This is a genomic window from Rhodococcus sp. ARC_M12, assembly GCF_022810385.1.
Taxonomy (GTDB): Bacteria; Actinomycetota; Actinomycetes; order Mycobacteriales; family Mycobacteriaceae; genus Rhodococcoides; species Rhodococcoides navarretei.
This window is the reverse complement of record NZ_JALGQI010000019.1, coordinates 40,758-56,881: the sequence shown is the minus strand read 5'-3', so window position 1 is coordinate 56,881 and position 16,124 is coordinate 40,758. Positions and strand designations below refer to the sequence as shown.

Below are 16,124 nucleotides of genomic sequence, written 5' to 3'. Positions count from 1 at the left end.
CGTACCCGTTGTGCTGCATGTGGGCGGTACAAAGCCCGCGGCTAGCCGACGAGCACGAACTCCACGAAACCGTAACTCACACCGTTGATCTGGAGTTCGATCGAGTGCGGGCCGGGGTAGTACTTCCGCGTGGTCAACGTCCGAAACGAGTGTTGCCGCGCAACGTCGATGGTCTCACCGGGCGCGATCGTTCTCGTCGTCAGCTTGAACGTTTTGCCTGTCATCCCGCCGTTGGCTTTGGTGTGGTGAACGATGTAGTCGATCGCGACCTTGGCCGGCTCGGTGCCGACGTTGCGGATCGAGGCTTCGAAGTGCACGCTGTCGCCGATCCGTAGCTCCGCAACGTCGAGGTTGGGGCCGTCCACGTCCAAGTCGGCCGGATAGAACCCGAGTAGCGCAAGTGCGTCACGGTGTCCGTTCTTGATCACCGTCCGAAGCGCATGTCGCACAAGCCGGTCGGTGTTCGCGTCCGGCGCGTCGAGCCACCGCTCAGCGGATCGGACGACCAGATCCGGAACGTCTCGGCTGAAGTCGTTGAGGTGGTTGGCGACAGAACGCCGAACGTAGTCACTGTCGTCCCGGTAGAGCTCATCCAGGATCGGCACCGTGACGCCCGGCCGCGCAAGAATCGCAGGGACGCGCACCGACCACGGCAGGTACGGGCGGGTACCTTCCGACGCCAGACGGCGCACGTGCTCGTCCGATGACTGCGTCCATTCGAGCGCGATCTCGAGCGCCCGATCCGCATCGGCTCGCAGAAAAGTGCGGATGGCGAACTCGGAGGTGAGTCGACCGGTGAGTTCGGCCAGCAGCGACATTCCGTCGTCGAACGCGGCGGATGTCTGCTCGTCCACGGCCTTCGATGCCACGGCGCTCGTGACCGGCCAGATCGACCAGCCCTGCACGTCCGGATCCTCGGCGGCCCGTCGGATGGTGCGAGCGAACTCCGCGTAGTCGCCGGGTAATCCCGTGAGAAGGGCATCGCGCAGTAGATCGGCGCGGGCTCGCAGCGCGAGCGGTCCCAACTGATCGACCGCTTCTTCGAGTACGGACAGATCTGCTTTCGGTGCTGCGGTCCGGATGGTTCGCAACAGCGTGCGGGCTGCATCCGGGCCGATGAGTTCGTCGGCGAAAGGCATGAGTGCTTCTTACCCGACGCGCTGCGCGCCGAGTAGGTCGATTGCCCGAATAGCGGCGCGTCGACCCTCGGCAGATGCCCGCAGCGGGGTCGCGAAAGGTTCGGTTCGGCAAAAACCGTCACATGGGTCGTTTGTATCCGATATACATACTCTCGGTCGCGGGGCTCAATCCCCGCGTCGTGGTATCCCCCTCGGCGTACGGAGAAATTTCATGGACATCTCTTCCTTCATTTCCAGCCTGCTCTCGACCGGCAGCAGCACTGGCAGCACGATCTCCGATATCCCGATCCTGCAGCTTCTCTCGTCCGGTTCCGCTTCCTGAGCGAACCCCGTATAGCAGGCCTCGTCGACGCGTCGACGAGGCCTGCTTTCGTGGATCAGCTCGGTGATTTCTTGCTTGTGCTTAGTTCTCGAACGTTTCGTCGGTGCGAGAAGGCCGGTGTGACCGACATCGACGTGCTTGCGACCGTCTGACCGGGTTACGAGGCGAGACCTACGCCCGCGCCAAGACGACGATGGCCGTGGGTGCGCCGCCGAGTGTGCTCGAACCTCAACCGATTCCGCCGAGCGCGGACTTGGCCCGCCGCTCGACAGCAGGTTGCGCAGGACGGTGAGATCACCAGGCCGACACCCTGCTGTCCCACTGTTCCAATGGCGACGGAAGGATTCGAATTGGGATAATCTTCGCAGATCATCAGTGCGCGGACACGCTGGTCGACTCCGGTTTTCGGTGGGGCGAGTATCTACTCCGATCCCGGTCGGCCCCGCGACGCACTGGGCTACAACCCTGGGGGGTCGCGTCATGCCCGTCTCGTGTACCGAGTGGAACCGCAGTGCGTGTCTACGATGTCGATTCGGTGAGGACGCGCTGTGAGTGGCTGGGTGTGGGTGGTGATCCTCAACGGGATCACCGCTACGGCGTACCTGGGGATAGTGCTGTTCATCGTCCGCGGACTGCTGCGGACCGGGCAGTTGCGGAACAACCGCCTGGCGGTGGCAACAGCGGCGATCTTTCTGACCTGCTCTGCGCACCACCTCATCCATGCAGTGCATCTGCTGTCGGGGTTCGACAGCCATGCATCGCATCTCGACTCCGGCGTGGGGATGCTCGACGCGATGCGGGAGACGATGGGCGACGGCCTCGACGTCGCGGTGACGGCGTCGACGGCTCTCGCCGGCGTGATCTACCTGGGGATGCGCCGCTTCTACGGCCCGTTGATCGGCTCGCCCTCCATGTTCGACGATGCCAGCGAGGCACGGTACCGACAATTGGCGGCGAACCTGCCGCACACCACGGTCTTCGTCGTGGATCCCGACTTGCGATTTGTGCTCGTCGAGGGGGCTGACCTGGTGGCGGAGGGCTACGACCCACATCGGATGGAGGGCCAACTGCTGCGTGACACCGTCTCGCCGGAGGCGTACGCCCGCCTCGAGCCTCATTATCGGTCGGCCCTCGCGGGTGAAGAGTCTTCTTTCGATACCGTCAGCCCCCAAACGGGCGCAATCTTTCAGGTCGAAGCAAGGCCGCTGCGCGATGCCTCGGGTCAGATCATCGGTGCGATGGTGCTCTCCGAGGACGTCACTGCCGAGCGCGAGTCCACCGCCGCATTGGAGCAGGCGCGCGCGTTTCGCGACGCGGTGTTGACCGCGTCGCCGGACATCACGACCATCACCGATGTGGACACCGGCCAGGTGACGTGGGCTTCTCGAAGCCTGCGGTCGCTGTTGGACGGGCAGCTCGGGGAGGGGGAAGTCGACGGACTTTCACCGAGGCACCGGCTCGGTCGCTCCGACGACCTCGACGACCCCGAGGATCATCTGGACGGTGCGGTGGCGGAGGACATCGGCGTCGTCCGAGCCGCGGACCGGCAGGCGGCGTCGCTGCCCGAGGGGGAAAGCATCACGATCCGCTATCGGGCGCGAGCTGCCGACGGTTCGTTGCGGTGGCTGTCGCGACGCACAACTCCGTTTCGACGGGAACCGTCTGGGGAGGTTGCGGAGGTGCTCTCGGTGGTGCGAGAGGTGACCGACGTCGTCGAGGCAGAGCTGGCGCTCGAGCGCGCAGCTCTGCAGGATCCGTTGACCGGGCTGCCCAATCGGATGCTGCTGCTGGACCGGATCGGCTCGGCGATCGAGCGCGGTGAGACCACCGGCGCTGCTGCAGCCGTGCTGTTCTGCGATCTGGACGGGTTCAAACGCGTCAACGACACCGGAGGTCATGCTGCCGGTGACGCAGTTCTCGTCGAGGTCGCTCGACGTCTGCGGTCGGTGCTGCGAGCCAACGACTCGATCGCCCGGGTCGGCGGCGACGAGTTCGTTCTCGTCGTCGATGCGCTGCCCGCCGAACGTGGTTCCGACAGGCTTGCGGGTGCCGGCTTGGCAGAGCGCGTAGCCGAGCGCATCCGAACGGTTCTCGCAGCTCCGATCGTGTACCAGGGCAGCCAGTATGTGGTGTCGGTCAGCGTGGGCATGGTGCTGGTTCGCAAGGGTGCCAGCGCGCAGGAAGTGCTGCTGGACGCGGACTCCGCCATGTACCGAGCCAAGCAGCTCGGTAAGGACCGGATCGAATTGTTCGACGACGCGCTGCGCGCGAACGCCCTCGAGCGTGCCTACATCGAACAGACCTTGCGGGGTGCCCTCGATCTCGAACACCGCGGTGGTACGACACTGACCGTTGCCTATCAGCCGGTCTACGACCTCGGCAGCAGAGCGCTCACGAGCTTCGAGGCACTCGCGCGACTACGCGACGACGACGGCGCTGGAATCACACCGGACCGATTCATTCCCGTGGCCGAGGACACCGGACTCATCTCCGACCTCGGGGAGCGGGTGCTGGACGACGCGCTGGGCACTCTGGTGCGGTGGCGTGCGGCGAACCCGCCCGATTCGGAATCGGACATCCCCGTCACGATGGCCGTCAACCTCAGTGCCCGGCAGGCTCAACACATGGATATGGCCGCGGTGGTGGGCGCGGCTCTGGGGCGGCACCGAATGGCTCCGGCGGACCTCGTTCTCGAGCTCACCGAGTCGGTGCTGCTCGAGTCCGGGTCCTCGATGCTGCGTCAGCTCGGCGAACTGCGTGCCCTGGGTGTCGGCATCGCCATCGACGACTTCGGTACCGGATTCGCGAGCTTGCGGTACCTGGCCACGCTGCCGGTGAGCGCAGTGAAGATCGATCGATCGTTCACCGCCACGATGACCAGCGACGAGACGAGCAGCAGCATCGTCCGGGCGATCATCAATCTCTCCCGAGACCTGCATCTGGGATGCGTGGTCGAAGGGATCGAGACCCTCGCCCAACTCGACGCCCTGCCGAGTTCTGTTCAAGGGCAGGGTTATCTGTTGGGTAGACCGGACGAGATTCCGTCGAACAGCTGGGTCTCATAGCATCGGACGGGAAGGATTCACGACGGAAGGGCGTTGAGCATGGGTAATGGACGATGCTCTCTCTGCCCCCACTCGATTGTGGACGCCGTCGCGCGTCCTGATCACGCGATCCGCGTCCGAGCTTCCCCACACCGCGGAGATCGTTCGCCGGTGCGAAGCGGCGGGTGTGACCGACATCGACGTGCTGCCGGGCGACCGTCTGACCGGGTTACGCGGCGAGACCGAGCGAGAGACCTACGCGCGAGCCAAGACGACACTGGCTGTGGTGGTCGCACCACCGAGTGTGCTGAAACCGCAACCGATTCCGCCGAGCGCTGACTGGCGTATCGACCTGGCGAAAGGATGCCCTGCGCACTGCCAGTACTGCTATCTGGCGGGGTCGTTGTCCGGGCCGCCCATCACCAGGGTGTTCGCCAACCTCGACGACGTCCTGGCCGGAATCGGTACCCATGCAGGCCGTGGCACCATTACCTCCGGCACCGAAGAGCGGGGCCACGAGGGAACCACGTTCGAGTTGTCTTGCTACACAGATCCATTGGGTATCGAACACGTGACCGGATCCCTCGCCGAGGCCGTGCGCAGAGTTGGGGCGGGCGAGTACGGCGATGGCGTCTCGTTACGCTTCACGACCAAGTTCGACGACGTCACGGAGTTGGCGACGTTGGATCACGGACGACGCACCCGAGTTCGACTGTCGGTCAACGCCGATGACATCGCCCATCGATTCGAGGGTGGAACCGCGAGGATGCCTGCTCGGATCGAGGCGCTACGGCAGTTGGCGCTCGCCGGATATCGAATCGGGCTGACCATCGCTCCGATCATGCCCATTCCGGAGTGGCGCGAACAGTACGGGCGACTGCTCTCGAACGTCGCCGACGCGCTACGCGGCGTTCCCGATCTGGACCTGACCGCCGAGATCATCACTCATCGGTTCACGCCGTCGAGCAAGGACGTGCTGTTGAGCTGGTACCCGGGCACGAAGCTCGAGATGGACGAAAGTGCCCGCGCAGCAAAGAGAAACAAGTTCGGCGGCGTGAAGTACGTCTACCCCAAGGTGACCATGTCGGAAATGCGGACGTGGTTTGTGAAAGAACTCGACTCCGTTCTACCCGAAGCGCAACTTCTGTACTGGACCTGACGAAGGCCGATCTCCCCCGCCGTGGGGTGAAGGTCGTTCTACGTCGCACTGTCGCGTAGTCGTCGTCGAAGAACCTGCACAGTTCGCGGCGAGTGGATCAGAGAGCGTCGAATCGATCTCGAGCGCTGTCGATTTCGAGCATGTGAGCGGCTGCCCAGGCCAGGAGCACGTCGACGGGACCCCGAAGGGTTTTGCCCAGCTGTGTGATTCGATACTCCACCGCCACTGGGCGAGTGCTCAGAACGATGCGTTCGATGATGCCGTTGCGTTCGAGCTTCCTCAACGTTGCAGTGAGGGACTTCTGCGTCACCGCCGGAATTGCACGGCGGAGGTCGTTGAATCGGCAGGGTCGCTCACACAATTCGTTGAGAACCTGCAGCGACCACTTGTCCAGCACTTGGTCCAGCAGCTCGCGGTGTGGGGCATCGACTGTCAGCTCTGCGTTGACGGCGGCGGTATCGGTCATGAAACCAGGTTCCCTTGAAGTGTCCTCTGTGTACCAAGTATCAAGGTTATACATGCCATTGATCACGACGAAGGGAACTTCATGAGCGTCACTCGATTCACCCCGGCCGGCATGATGCAACCCACCCCGTATCACCACGTAGCGGTGGGGCAGGGCTCCAGGCATATCCACGTCAGCGGTCAGATTGCGCGCCACGAGGACGGGTCTGCGATCGCTGTGAACGACCTCGCCGGGCAGGTTGCCCAGGCGCTCCGTAATACCGCTGTCGGATTGACCGGTGCCGGAGCGACATTCGAGGACGTCCTGCGGTTGACGTTCTACGTCACGCACTGGGCTCCGGAGCGCATCGGTGAGTTCATGGACGGCGTGACCCGCGTCGCCGGCGAGATCGGGCTGCCGACACCGATGCCACCGGCATCGCTGATCGGCGTGGACTATCTCTTCGAGCCCGACGTCCTTGTCGAGGTCGAGGCGACGGCCATTCTGGACTGACCCGCCGGGCCGGTGAATTGCGGAGGGCGTCGAAGTCCATACTGTCGAACCCACCCGACCCCAGGAGTGACATGGCCATTCTGACCTACAACATGATCGTTTCTCTCGACGGCTTCATCGAGGACTCTGCGGGCAGTCTCGATCACGCCATGCCGGACGCGGAGACGCATCGATTCTTCAATCGTCAGACGGAGGAGACTGCGGCCTTCCTATTCGGGCGTCGAATGTACGAGGCGATGGAGGACTTCTGGACAGATGCGGCACGCGCCGACGGCGAGGACATCGAGGCGGAGTTCGCCCGGCTGTACGTGGACACTCCGCGGATCATTTTCTCCGACACTCTCGACTCGGTGGCCGACGGCTGCCGGTTGGTGCGCAGTGTCGATGCCGTCGCGGAGGTGCAGCGTCTCAAGCGGGAAACCGCGGGCACGTTGGCCGTCGGAGGGGCCGCCCTGGCCGAGTCGCTCGTCGACGAGATCGATCAGTACGAGGTCATCCTCCTGCCGACGATTCTGGGTGGCGGCAAGCCCTACTTTCCTGTCGGGCAGCACCTCGACCTGGTTCTGGATGAGCACCGAGTGTTCGCGGCCTCCGGGTGGGTCTATCTGCGCTACAGCGTCTCTCGCTGACTTCGGCCCGGTGCATCGAGTGCAGCGCACAATGAACACATGAGCTCCGGACGTCGTCTCCATTGGTGGACCCTTCCCTCGCATCAGCTGTGGCTCGACGCCGAATCATCGAGGCTTCTCGACTTCGGAACCTCACTCGATCACCCGGCCGGTGGCGCTGTGTGGTTGGACGACCGCGGGCACCCCGACCTCGATCATCCGGCCCACACGTACATCACCGCTCGGATGGCGCATGTGCACTTTGTTGCATCGATGCTGGGTCGGCCGGGGTCCCGCAGAAAGGCCGATCGGGTGTTCGACGGGCTTCTGACGACGTTGCGGGACAGCGCGAACGGCGGTTGGTTCGAGTCCAGCGCCGACGCGACCTCGCCCGATGCTGTCAAGAACGCGTACACGCATGCGTTCGTGGTGCTGGCGGGAGCTGCAGCCACGGCCGCGGGACACCCGCGCGGTGCGGATCTTCTGGGGGAGGCACTCGATACCGTCGAGCATCGGTTCTGGGACGATCACCACGGAATGTGTTCGGACACAAGGACGGTGGACTGGTCGGTACTCGACGACTATCGTGGGATCAATGCCAACATGCACATGGTCGAAGCGCTGTTGGCTGCCGCCGATGCCGGCGCACCCGTCATCTGGCGTGAACGAGCGCTTCGTATCTGCGACAACGTTTGTCGGTGGGCAGCGGCCAACGAGTGGCGCATCCCGGAGCACTTCACCGCGGAGTGGATCCCGCAACTCGAGTACAACCGTGACGATGTCGCCAACCAGTTCAAGCCGTACGGGGCGACGGTGGGTCACGGATTCGAGTGGGCACGACTTCTGGTGCAGGCCGGCCTCTGTGCGGGCGGACGGGACTACGTCGACGCGGCCGAATCCCTCTATCACCGCGCTGCGACCGACGGCTGGCAACCCGGGCCGACCCCCGGCTTCGTCTACACCACCGACTGGACGGGGAAGCCGGTCGTCACCGGCCGTCTGCACTGGGTACTGTGCGAGGCGATCGCCGCTGCCGCGACACTGGCACGGCACACCGGAAAAGACCGGTACGAGAACGATTATCGACAGTGGTGGGACACCGCAGCCGAGTACTACATCGATCGCGTCGACGGCTCCTGGCACCACGAACTCGATACCGGCAACGTCCCAGCGGCCACGGTGTGGAGCGGCAAGCCCGATCTCTACCACGCCGTTCAAGCGACGTGGATCAGTCGATATGCGTCGGGCTCGAGCATCGTGGCGGTGCTGCGGGACGCCCCGCGTTAGCGGTGTGCCGGACAGCACCAAAACCTTCCGATGGGTCTGTATTGTTTCCTCGTGCCCGAAGGTAGAAGACACGACCTGATCATCGACACCTCCGTCATCGTCACGGTCGTAGCTCTCGGAGTCGTTGCGGCCGGCCTGCTTCGATCTCCGGAGTCCGCCGTTGCCGAGAGCGATGCGGCTCTCGTGTCCGAGCCGGTCGAGTACCCGGTGAACATCCAGGGCTGTCCGGAGGTCGAGCCGCCTCCGTCCGACAAGGGGGAGCTGGTCATGTCGTCGTCGATCGTGGAAAGCACCCCGTCGTACGACGATCCCGCTTATCCATGGCTCACGTCGGGCAAAGCGGGTGCCATGTCCGACGCCGTTCTGACCGCGCTGCCGACCGATGTCGCCGTCGTGTTGGCCGCGCCATCCCAATCCGTGACCTTCCAGCCGGTCGACGACCTCGGCGGTGCAGCACCGGACGGCTTCGAGCCCAGCACCAGCGCACGGGGAGAGCTGGCTCGGGCCGACTCGTCCGCCTCCGCGAGTATCGACGTCCGACCCTCCGAGACCGGCGTGCCGCCCTGTGTCGCGGGCGCTCTCGACGCTCGGGCCACCGAGCCCGACGGCACCGTTGTCGACACCAACGACAGCTGGTACGAGTGGGGTGGCAAGCGAACATACTTCCGCATTGCCACCGCCTATCACCCGGACGGGACACAGGTGACCGCCAATCTCACCGGCACGTCGGCCGAATTCCCGCTGCAGTCAGCCGAATTGGCCACCGTCGCGGCGCTACCGGATCTGCGACTGACGGTTCCTGCTCCGGCCGGAGCCTCTGCTCCACGACAGGATTGCTACGTCTCTTCGGGCGAGGTCATGTCGGGTGAGAGCGGCACCGTCGCCGACATTCGGGCCGAGTCCGTCGAGGCGGCGAACGCAGCGTTGACGAACACGTGGGAGTCGCTGCCGGGTGCGCCGCCGCTGAGCCGACCGATCGGGTCCCTCGTCCCCGGTTCGTACGGTTCCGGGGTGTGCACCGATCTCGAGGTCGTCGGAACCGATATTGCACTGTCGATCTCCGTGTCCGGAGGAGCGGCACTTCCGATGGCGTTGGACCCGTACGATCCCGAGTCCGCGTACGGCCCCGTCGTCGAGTTCCGAACGCTGCCCGACGGTTCGGTGGTCGAAAGCTCCGATGTGGACATCGTGAACAGCATGACTTCCGAGGACGGCACCACGCAGCTCACGCGCTCGGTGACCGTGACACGACCGACCGGAGTTCGCGTGTCGGTGCGATCGACGGTCGACCTCGACCCCACCCAGTACGCGCCGCTGGTGTTGCCGGAACCGTTGCCCTTCGAGGTTCTCGACGCTGTGGCACAGGCCCCGATTGCGCAGTGGCCATGACGGATCCGCAGAGAAGGTCCACCATTCGCGCCGGAGTCGCGGTGGCAGTCGCCGTCGTGTCCGTCATCGCTGCAGTCGTCGTGGTATCGATGCACGACGTTCCCGTCGAGCTACCGGCCGACAGCCAGGCGATGACACCGACGTTCTCGCCGGAGACGATCACCACGCAGGTGCCGTCCGGGCCCGTCCTCGACCCGACGTGGGAGATCGACGCCGAATCCGTCTACGGACGCGAGTTCGCCGCATTCCGCTCTCCTGCAGCAGATCTCATGTTCGACTCGGGTGCCACCGGCGTGATAGAAGCCGGTGATGTTCTGGTCACTGCAGCCGGCTTGCCGAATCCGCGTTCGTACTCGGTGGACGCGATCGAGTTCGTGGCCATCGACGCCGAGGACGGCGATGTCCGCTGGAAGAAATCACCCGGCAGTGTCGATCAGTGTGCGAGCGAGGCCGTCGGTGACGAGATCGTCTGTCTCGACTCCTATTCCGACATCCCGTCGATCGTGAGGATCGGTGTGGACGACGGGGAGGCACGGAGAACGTCGATCCCCGAAGCCTGGTTTCCGTACGCAATCGAGAGCGACGGAGAGTCCGTCTTCCTGCTCGAAGGCAACCCGGAGGACGGCGAATCGGTACTGTACGGCGGTTCTGTGGATGCTCTCGATCAGATGTGGTCGCGTCCGATCACCTCCTCCGCGGGATGGGAAGACGTCGCGGGTCCGCTGATCCACGTCGACGACGGACGCGGAGTGGTGACCCTCGGCGGTGAGGCGACGTTCTTCGACCCGCGCACCGGCACGCCCGTCGATGGACTCGAATTGACCGCCGACGCAACGGTGGTCGACCGGAGCGGCACCGAAGTGTGGGCGCTGCAGGATCCGTACTCGTCCGAGACGTTCGTCGGCAATACCGTCTATTCGTTCGAGGAGAATGCGCTCGTGGCCACCACGGACTCGAACGACGTGCGATGGCGCTGGCCACTTCCTGAAGGGGTCGACGGCTTCACGGAGTCGGGTTCGATCGTCGAAGCCCAGTCGGGTGTGTTCTTCCTGGGTGCCGAATCGATGGTGCGGCTCGAATCGGTACCCACCTGACTCCGTGAAACGCCGAGACGGCGTGGCACCGAACGGCTACTCCCGGTGGGGGGTTCGCTCACCCGTGTTCGGATCGACGTCGAACAGCTGGTCGGTGTTGTCGGGGGCGTAGACGACGGTGTTCGTTTCGAGGGCGCGTCGTCGAGCGCCGTCTCGAACGGCAAAAAATCCGCCTGCGAACAGCACGATGACGGCGATGCCGGCGACGATCGCCCAGCCCTCGAAACCGCCTGCCAGTGCGGCGATCAGACCACCCGCGGCGGCGATACCGGCAAAGATCAGTAGAACGGCCAGCATGTTCTCGACTGCTCTGGCCCAGCTTGTCTTGGTAGGCCTTTTCTCGACCATAGGGGCAATTCCTTTCGATCAGCTCGGACGGCGGATACCCGAAAGTCGATCGCTTAAGCCCCCGCGGTGCTATTGAGCCTTGCGCGCCCGGTACGCGGCGACGGCCGCGCGATTACCGCAGGTCGTGCTGCAGAACCGGCGAGAGCGGTTTCTGGAGAGGTCGAGAACCAGCCCGTTGCAGTCCGGATCGGCGCAGACGTCGAAGCGCGAGAGCTCGTCCGCGCGGATGACGTCGATCATCGCCATCGCGGTCTCGACGACGATGCGGGTCGCGAGCGGACTGTCGTCCGCCACAGCGTGAATATGCCAGTCGAGGTCTCCGTGACGAACCAGTCGCGGGAGGGCCGAGGACTCGGCCAGCAGTCGGTTGACCTCGACCACGGCGTCGTCGCGGCTGCTGGTGAGCAGAGTGCGCAGGGTCGGCCGTAGTGCCCGCACCGCCTCGAGCTCGGCGTCGTCGCCGTCGAAGCGGCCCGAGTAACCCTGCTCCGTGAAGAACTCGGCGAGCTGCTCTCGTGAGGTCAACGTGTCCGGGTCCTCGGCGGAATTGACCAATGCCACGGCGGACAGCAACGACAATTCCGCGTCATGAGCAAAAAGCATGTTGACACCTTACCAAGTCACTCCCTACTGTCACGTGTCATGACGGCTTACACTCATGACGCGCAGGTGAATCGCACGACTGCCCACGATGCTGCCGCGCGGTCGCGTCGACTCTCGGGACTCGGTTTCGCGTTGCTCTCCGCGGCGTCGTTCGGGCTGTCCGGCTCGCTCGCCAAGGGATTGCTCGACGCCGGCTGGACGGCCGGGGCCGCGGTCACCGCGCGCATCCTGCTGGCGGCGGCCGTCCTGCTGATTCCGTCGATCCTCGCGTTGCGCGGTCGGTGGAGCCTGCTGGCGAAGAACTGGAAGCTGATCGCCGCGTACGGAGCGTTCGCGGTTGCGGGCTGCCAGCTCGCCTTCTTCAACGCCGTCGGCCGCATGGAAGTGGGGGTGGCGCTGCTCATCGAATTCACCTCGCCGGTAGCCGTCATCGGGTGGATGTGGTTCCGCCATCACCAACGCCCGGGCCGCCTGACCCTGGTGGGTGCGCTCCTGGCGGCGATGGGTCTGGTGCTCGTGCTCGACCTGATCTCCGGTGCCGACGTCGATACCGTCGGCGTGCTGTGGGCACTCGGCGCAATGGCCGGTGCGGCCGTCTACTGGGTGCTCTCTGCCGACGAGACCAACGGACTTCCCCCGATCGTGCTCGCAGGCGGAGGGTTGCTCGCGGGCGGGCTGATCCTGCTGGTTGCCGGGCTCGTCGGCATCGTCCCGTTCGCAGCCCCGCTCACCGACGTCACCTTCGTCGATGCGGTTGTGCCCTGGTGGGTTCCGATCGTCGGGCTCGGAGTGGTGACGGCCGCGCTGGCCTACGTCCTCGGGATCGCCGCGGGCCGACGCTTGGGCTCGCGGTTGGCGTCCTTCATGGGATTGATGGAAGTTGTTGCGGCACTGGTGTTCGCGTGGTTGCTGCTCGGGCAGGCTCCGGCACCGATCCAATTGGCCGGTGGCGCACTGGTTCTGCTCGGCGTGGTCGTCGTCAAGTCCGGCGAGCGGGCCACGGCGGACGCCCCGGTGGAGCCGCTGCAGAGCAGGGCCTGACCTGCCGGGTCAGCCGTCGACGCGGCCGAACACCACGGCCGCCAGGATGGTGTGGGCGCTGGCGATCACCGACTCCAGCGGCTCTGGCTCGGGGGAGAGCAGCCACTGCTGAGCGATGGTGAGGACCGCGCCCACCAGTCCCATCGCCAATGTTCGACGGTTGGGCCCGGCGAGACCGCGGCTGGACCCGACGGTGTCGGCCACCTGGAGCACCGTCGCGGAGAACGAGGTGGTGGTCTTGCGGTACAGCGCGTCGACGGTAGGGGATACGCCGAGGATTTCCACGAAAGCAATGCGAGCCGATTTCGGCTGCTCGGCGACGAACGTGAAGAAGCCGGTGAGGGCTCCGCGGAGCACTTGTTCGCTGGAGTCTTTTTCTGCGGCGGCTCCGGCCAGGATGTTCTCGCGCATGGCCTCGGTGGCGCGGGCATAAGTGGCCATCAGCAAGTCCTCGCTGTTGGTGAAGGACTCGTAGAAGTAGCGCTTGGTCAGCCCGGCCTCGTTGCACACCTTCTCCACCGTTGCGGTGCGGTAGCCGGTGGTGCCGAAGACCTCGACGGCTGCGTCGAGCAGGCGGATTCGACGTTCCTGCTGCCGCTGCTGCGGATCGGCACCTCGGTAGGTGCGGCCGACTTCACTGTGATGCGTGGTCACACACAGATCTTGACACCGCTCGGTATCAGATGCAAAGTGTTCGCAGACAAGCATTCCGATCGAGGGGGAGCACATGGCGGCGTCGACGCTACGCAACAAGGTCGTTCTGATCACCGGAGCAGCACGTGGAATCGGTGCCGCAACGGCGCGCGACCTGGCAGGCAAAGGTGCACAGCTGATTCTCGTCGACGTCGACGAAGCCCCACTTGTTGAGCTCGCGACCCAGCTGAAGGCCGAGGCGTTCGTCGCCGACGTACGAAATCTCGACGACATGCAGCGCGCCGTCGACGGCGGAATCGAGGCGTTCGGCGGCATCGATCTGGTGCTCGCCAATGCCGGAATCGCCAGCTACGGATCGATCATGCAGGTCGATCCCGCCACGTTCCAACGGGTCATGGACATCAACGTGATGGGCGTGTTCAACACCGTCCGCGCGGCCTTGCCGTCGCTCATCGAACGCAACGGCTACATCCTCGTCGTGTCCTCCTTGGCGGCGTTCACCCCGTGCCCGGGCCTGGCGGCGTACAACGCCAGTAAGGCTGCAGCAGAACACTTTGCGAACGCCCTCCGCCTCGAGGTCAACTACCGCGGCGTCGACGTCGGCTCCGCCCACATGGCGTGGATCGACACGCCGATGGTGCAGGACGCCAAATCCGATCTCACGGCATTCCAGGATCTGCTCGCTGTGCTCCCCGGGCCGCTCGGCAAGACGATGACCGTCGAGCAGTGCGTCGACGCGTTCGTCGACGGCCTGGCCAAGCGCAAGCGCCGCGTCTACGTACCGCGGTGGGTGGGTGCAGCGTCGTGGTTCAAGGCCGTCATCACCTCGCGGGTCGGTGATCGCAGCATGCTCGAGCACGTGCCGACGATCCTGCCCAAGATGGACGAAGAAGTAGCGCGCCTCGGTAGGTCCGAGAGCGCACGCAACAAGACCAGCTGACCCCCCACCGAAGGAATCGTTGCTGATATGACTGCCGTATCGACCACCCCCGACGTCGATGTCCTCATCATCGGTGCCGGCCTGTCCGGGATCGGGGCCGCGCGCCACCTCGGGCACGACCTGCCCGGTAAGACCTACGCCATTCTGGAGAGCCGCGGGGCAATCGGCGGTACGTGGGATCTGTTCCGCTACCCCGGTATTCGCTCCGATTCCGACATGTACACCCTCGGCTACAGCTTCAAGCCCTGGATGGGTGAGAAATCCATCGCCGACGGCACCGACATTCGCAACTACATCGTCGAGACCGCGCGAGAAGCAGGCGTCGACAAGCATATTCGGTTCCATCACAAGGTCGTCGCGCTCGAATGGTCCAGCGAACAGCAGTTCTGGACGGTGACGGCGCACCGCAGCGACACGAACCAGACCGTCACGATCACGGCGTCGTTCGTGTTCTCCTGCAGCGGCTACTACAACTACGACAAGGGTTTCAGCCCTGAGTTTGCAGGCCAGGAGAACTTCGGTGGTCAGGTGATCCACCCGCAGCACTGGCCGGAGGATCTGGACTACTCCGGCAAGAAGATCGTCGTGATCGGTAGCGGCGCAACGGCAATCACGTTGGCCCCCAACCTGGCTCGCGACGCCGAGCACGTGACTCTGCTGCAGCGCTCGCCGAGCTACATCCTGTCGCTGCCGTCCAAGGATCCGATCGCGCAGACGCTACGGAAGCGGCTGCCGAAGAAGCTGGCGTACAGCGTGACTCGGCTCAAGAACGTGTCGATGGCGATGCTGATCTTCACGTTGAGCCAGAAGTACCCCGAGTTCATGAAGAAGCGGATCCGGAAGCTGCAGGAGGGGTGGCTGCCGAAGGGATACGACCTCGACACCCACTTCACCCCGTCGTACAACCCATGGGACCAGCGCCTGTGCCTGGTGCCCGACAACGACCTGTTCCGCTCCATCCGCAAGGACGAGGTCTCGATCGTCACCGATCACATCGACAGCTTCACCGAGACCGGTCTGCAGTTGAAGTCCGGCCAGCACCTCGACGCCGATATCGTCGTCACCGCAACGGGATTGAACTTGTCTGCACTCGGCGGCGCGACCTTCCGCGTCGACGGCAAGGACGTGGATCTGCCCAGCACCATGGCGTACAAGGGCATGATGCTGACCGGCATCCCCAACTTCGCCTTCGTTGTCGGATACACCAACGCGTCGTGGACGCTCAAGGCCGACATGGTCTCGAACTACGTCATGCGACTTCTCGCTCACATGGACGAGAACGGGTACAGCACCGTCGAGCTCGAACGGGATCCGTCCGTGGACGAGGAACCGTTCCTCGATTTCGCCGCCGGCTACGTACTGCGGGCCGTGGACAACTTCCCGAGGCAGGGCAGCGAAACTCCGTGGAAGCTGCGGATGAACTACTTCCGGGACCTGCCGGTGCTGCGCTACGGCAAGGTCGTGGACAAGGCCATGAAGTTCGGCCGTCCCCGGTCGAAGGTCTCCGTCGGATCCTGACGGGAATAGATCGAGTCGGG

Annotated in this window: 15 protein-coding genes; 10 read left to right on the top strand and 5 right to left on the bottom strand. The window is 64.6% G+C overall.

Features of this window, described 5'->3' with window-relative positions; all coding sequences use genetic code 11:
• Positions 1–41: 41 nt before the first annotated feature.
• Positions 42–1,139: a DNA alkylation repair protein gene (locus tag MTX35_RS21845; protein ID WP_243596988.1), complete on the bottom strand. Its 1,098-nt coding sequence runs from the start codon at positions 1,137–1,139 to the stop codon at positions 42–44.
• A gap of 870 nt (positions 1,140–2,009) precedes the next feature.
• On the opposite strand from MTX35_RS21845, the gene MTX35_RS21840 reads away from it, so the two are divergent.
• Positions 2,010–4,526 carry an EAL domain-containing protein gene (locus tag MTX35_RS21840; RefSeq protein ID WP_243596987.1) on the top strand — a complete coding sequence of 839 codons (2,517 nt, stop codon included), beginning with the start codon at positions 2,010–2,012 and terminating at the stop codon, positions 4,524–4,526.
• A gap of 46 nt (positions 4,527–4,572) precedes the next feature.
• Positions 4,573–5,664, top strand: coding sequence for a spore photoproduct lyase family protein (locus MTX35_RS21835; protein WP_243596986.1), 1,092 nt, complete (start codon positions 4,573–4,575; stop codon positions 5,662–5,664).
• Positions 5,665–5,761: 97 nt separating this feature from the next.
• On the opposite strand, the gene MTX35_RS21830 is transcribed toward MTX35_RS21835, so the two are convergent.
• Complete coding sequence (locus MTX35_RS21830) at positions 5,762–6,130, bottom strand: helix-turn-helix domain-containing protein (RefSeq protein ID WP_243596985.1); 369 nt, start codon at positions 6,128–6,130, stop codon at positions 5,762–5,764.
• Positions 6,131–6,211: 81 nt separating this feature from the next.
• Here MTX35_RS21830 and MTX35_RS21825 point away from each other — a divergent pair, with 81 nt between their 5' ends.
• From MTX35_RS21825 to MTX35_RS21805, 5 genes are all read left to right on the top strand, one after another.
• The gene (locus tag MTX35_RS21825; protein ID WP_243596984.1) at positions 6,212–6,622 is read left to right on the top strand and encodes a RidA family protein; all 411 of its coding nucleotides are present in this window, start codon (positions 6,212–6,214) and stop codon (positions 6,620–6,622) included.
• A gap of 71 nt (positions 6,623–6,693) precedes the next feature.
• Positions 6,694–7,251, top strand: a complete 558-nt coding sequence (locus tag MTX35_RS21820) for a dihydrofolate reductase family protein (RefSeq protein ID WP_243596983.1) — start codon at positions 6,694–6,696, stop codon at positions 7,249–7,251.
• A 39-nt stretch (positions 7,252–7,290) separates the two neighbouring features.
• Positions 7,291–8,517 (top strand): AGE family epimerase/isomerase, encoded by a 1,227-nt coding sequence (locus tag MTX35_RS21815; protein WP_243596982.1) that lies wholly within the window; start codon positions 7,291–7,293, stop codon positions 8,515–8,517.
• A gap of 51 nt (positions 8,518–8,568) precedes the next feature.
• Positions 8,569–9,906 carry a hypothetical protein gene (locus MTX35_RS21810; RefSeq protein WP_243596981.1) on the top strand — a complete coding sequence of 446 codons (1,338 nt, stop codon included), beginning with the start codon at positions 8,569–8,571 and terminating at the stop codon, positions 9,904–9,906.
• Complete coding sequence (locus MTX35_RS21805; protein WP_243596980.1) at positions 9,903–11,000, top strand: PQQ-binding-like beta-propeller repeat protein; 1,098 nt, start codon at positions 9,903–9,905, stop codon at positions 10,998–11,000. The genes MTX35_RS21810 and MTX35_RS21805 overlap by 4 nt, the downstream gene beginning before the upstream one ends.
• Before the next feature lie 36 nt (positions 11,001–11,036).
• On the opposite strand, the gene MTX35_RS21800 is transcribed toward MTX35_RS21805, so the two are convergent.
• On the bottom strand, positions 11,037–11,348 hold the full coding sequence (locus MTX35_RS21800; RefSeq protein ID WP_243596979.1) for a hypothetical protein: 312 nt from the start codon (positions 11,346–11,348) through the stop codon (positions 11,037–11,039).
• A 69-nt stretch (positions 11,349–11,417) separates the two neighbouring features.
• A complete protein-coding gene (locus MTX35_RS21795; protein WP_243596978.1) occupies positions 11,418–11,951 on the bottom strand; it encodes a CGNR zinc finger domain-containing protein in 534 nt (177 codons plus the stop codon).
• Positions 11,952–11,990: 39 nt separating this feature from the next.
• Between MTX35_RS21795 and MTX35_RS21790 the strand changes: the two genes are divergently transcribed.
• Positions 11,991–12,992 carry a DMT family transporter gene (locus tag MTX35_RS21790; protein WP_243596977.1) on the top strand — a complete coding sequence of 334 codons (1,002 nt, stop codon included), beginning with the start codon at positions 11,991–11,993 and terminating at the stop codon, positions 12,990–12,992.
• A gap of 9 nt (positions 12,993–13,001) precedes the next feature.
• Here MTX35_RS21790 and MTX35_RS21785 read toward each other — a convergent pair whose 3' ends face one another.
• A complete protein-coding gene (locus tag MTX35_RS21785) occupies positions 13,002–13,646 on the bottom strand; it encodes a TetR/AcrR family transcriptional regulator (protein WP_243596976.1) in 645 nt (214 codons plus the stop codon).
• Between the two features lie 73 nt (positions 13,647–13,719).
• On the opposite strand from MTX35_RS21785, the gene MTX35_RS21780 reads away from it, so the two are divergent.
• Both MTX35_RS21780 and MTX35_RS21775 read left to right on the top strand, forming a co-directional pair.
• Positions 13,720–14,586: an SDR family oxidoreductase gene (locus tag MTX35_RS21780; RefSeq protein ID WP_243596975.1), complete on the top strand. Its 867-nt coding sequence runs from the start codon at positions 13,720–13,722 to the stop codon at positions 14,584–14,586.
• A gap of 27 nt (positions 14,587–14,613) precedes the next feature.
• Positions 14,614–16,104 carry an NAD(P)/FAD-dependent oxidoreductase gene (locus MTX35_RS21775; RefSeq protein ID WP_243596974.1) on the top strand — a complete coding sequence of 497 codons (1,491 nt, stop codon included), beginning with the start codon at positions 14,614–14,616 and terminating at the stop codon, positions 16,102–16,104.
• Positions 16,105–16,124: the final 20 nt, after the last annotated feature.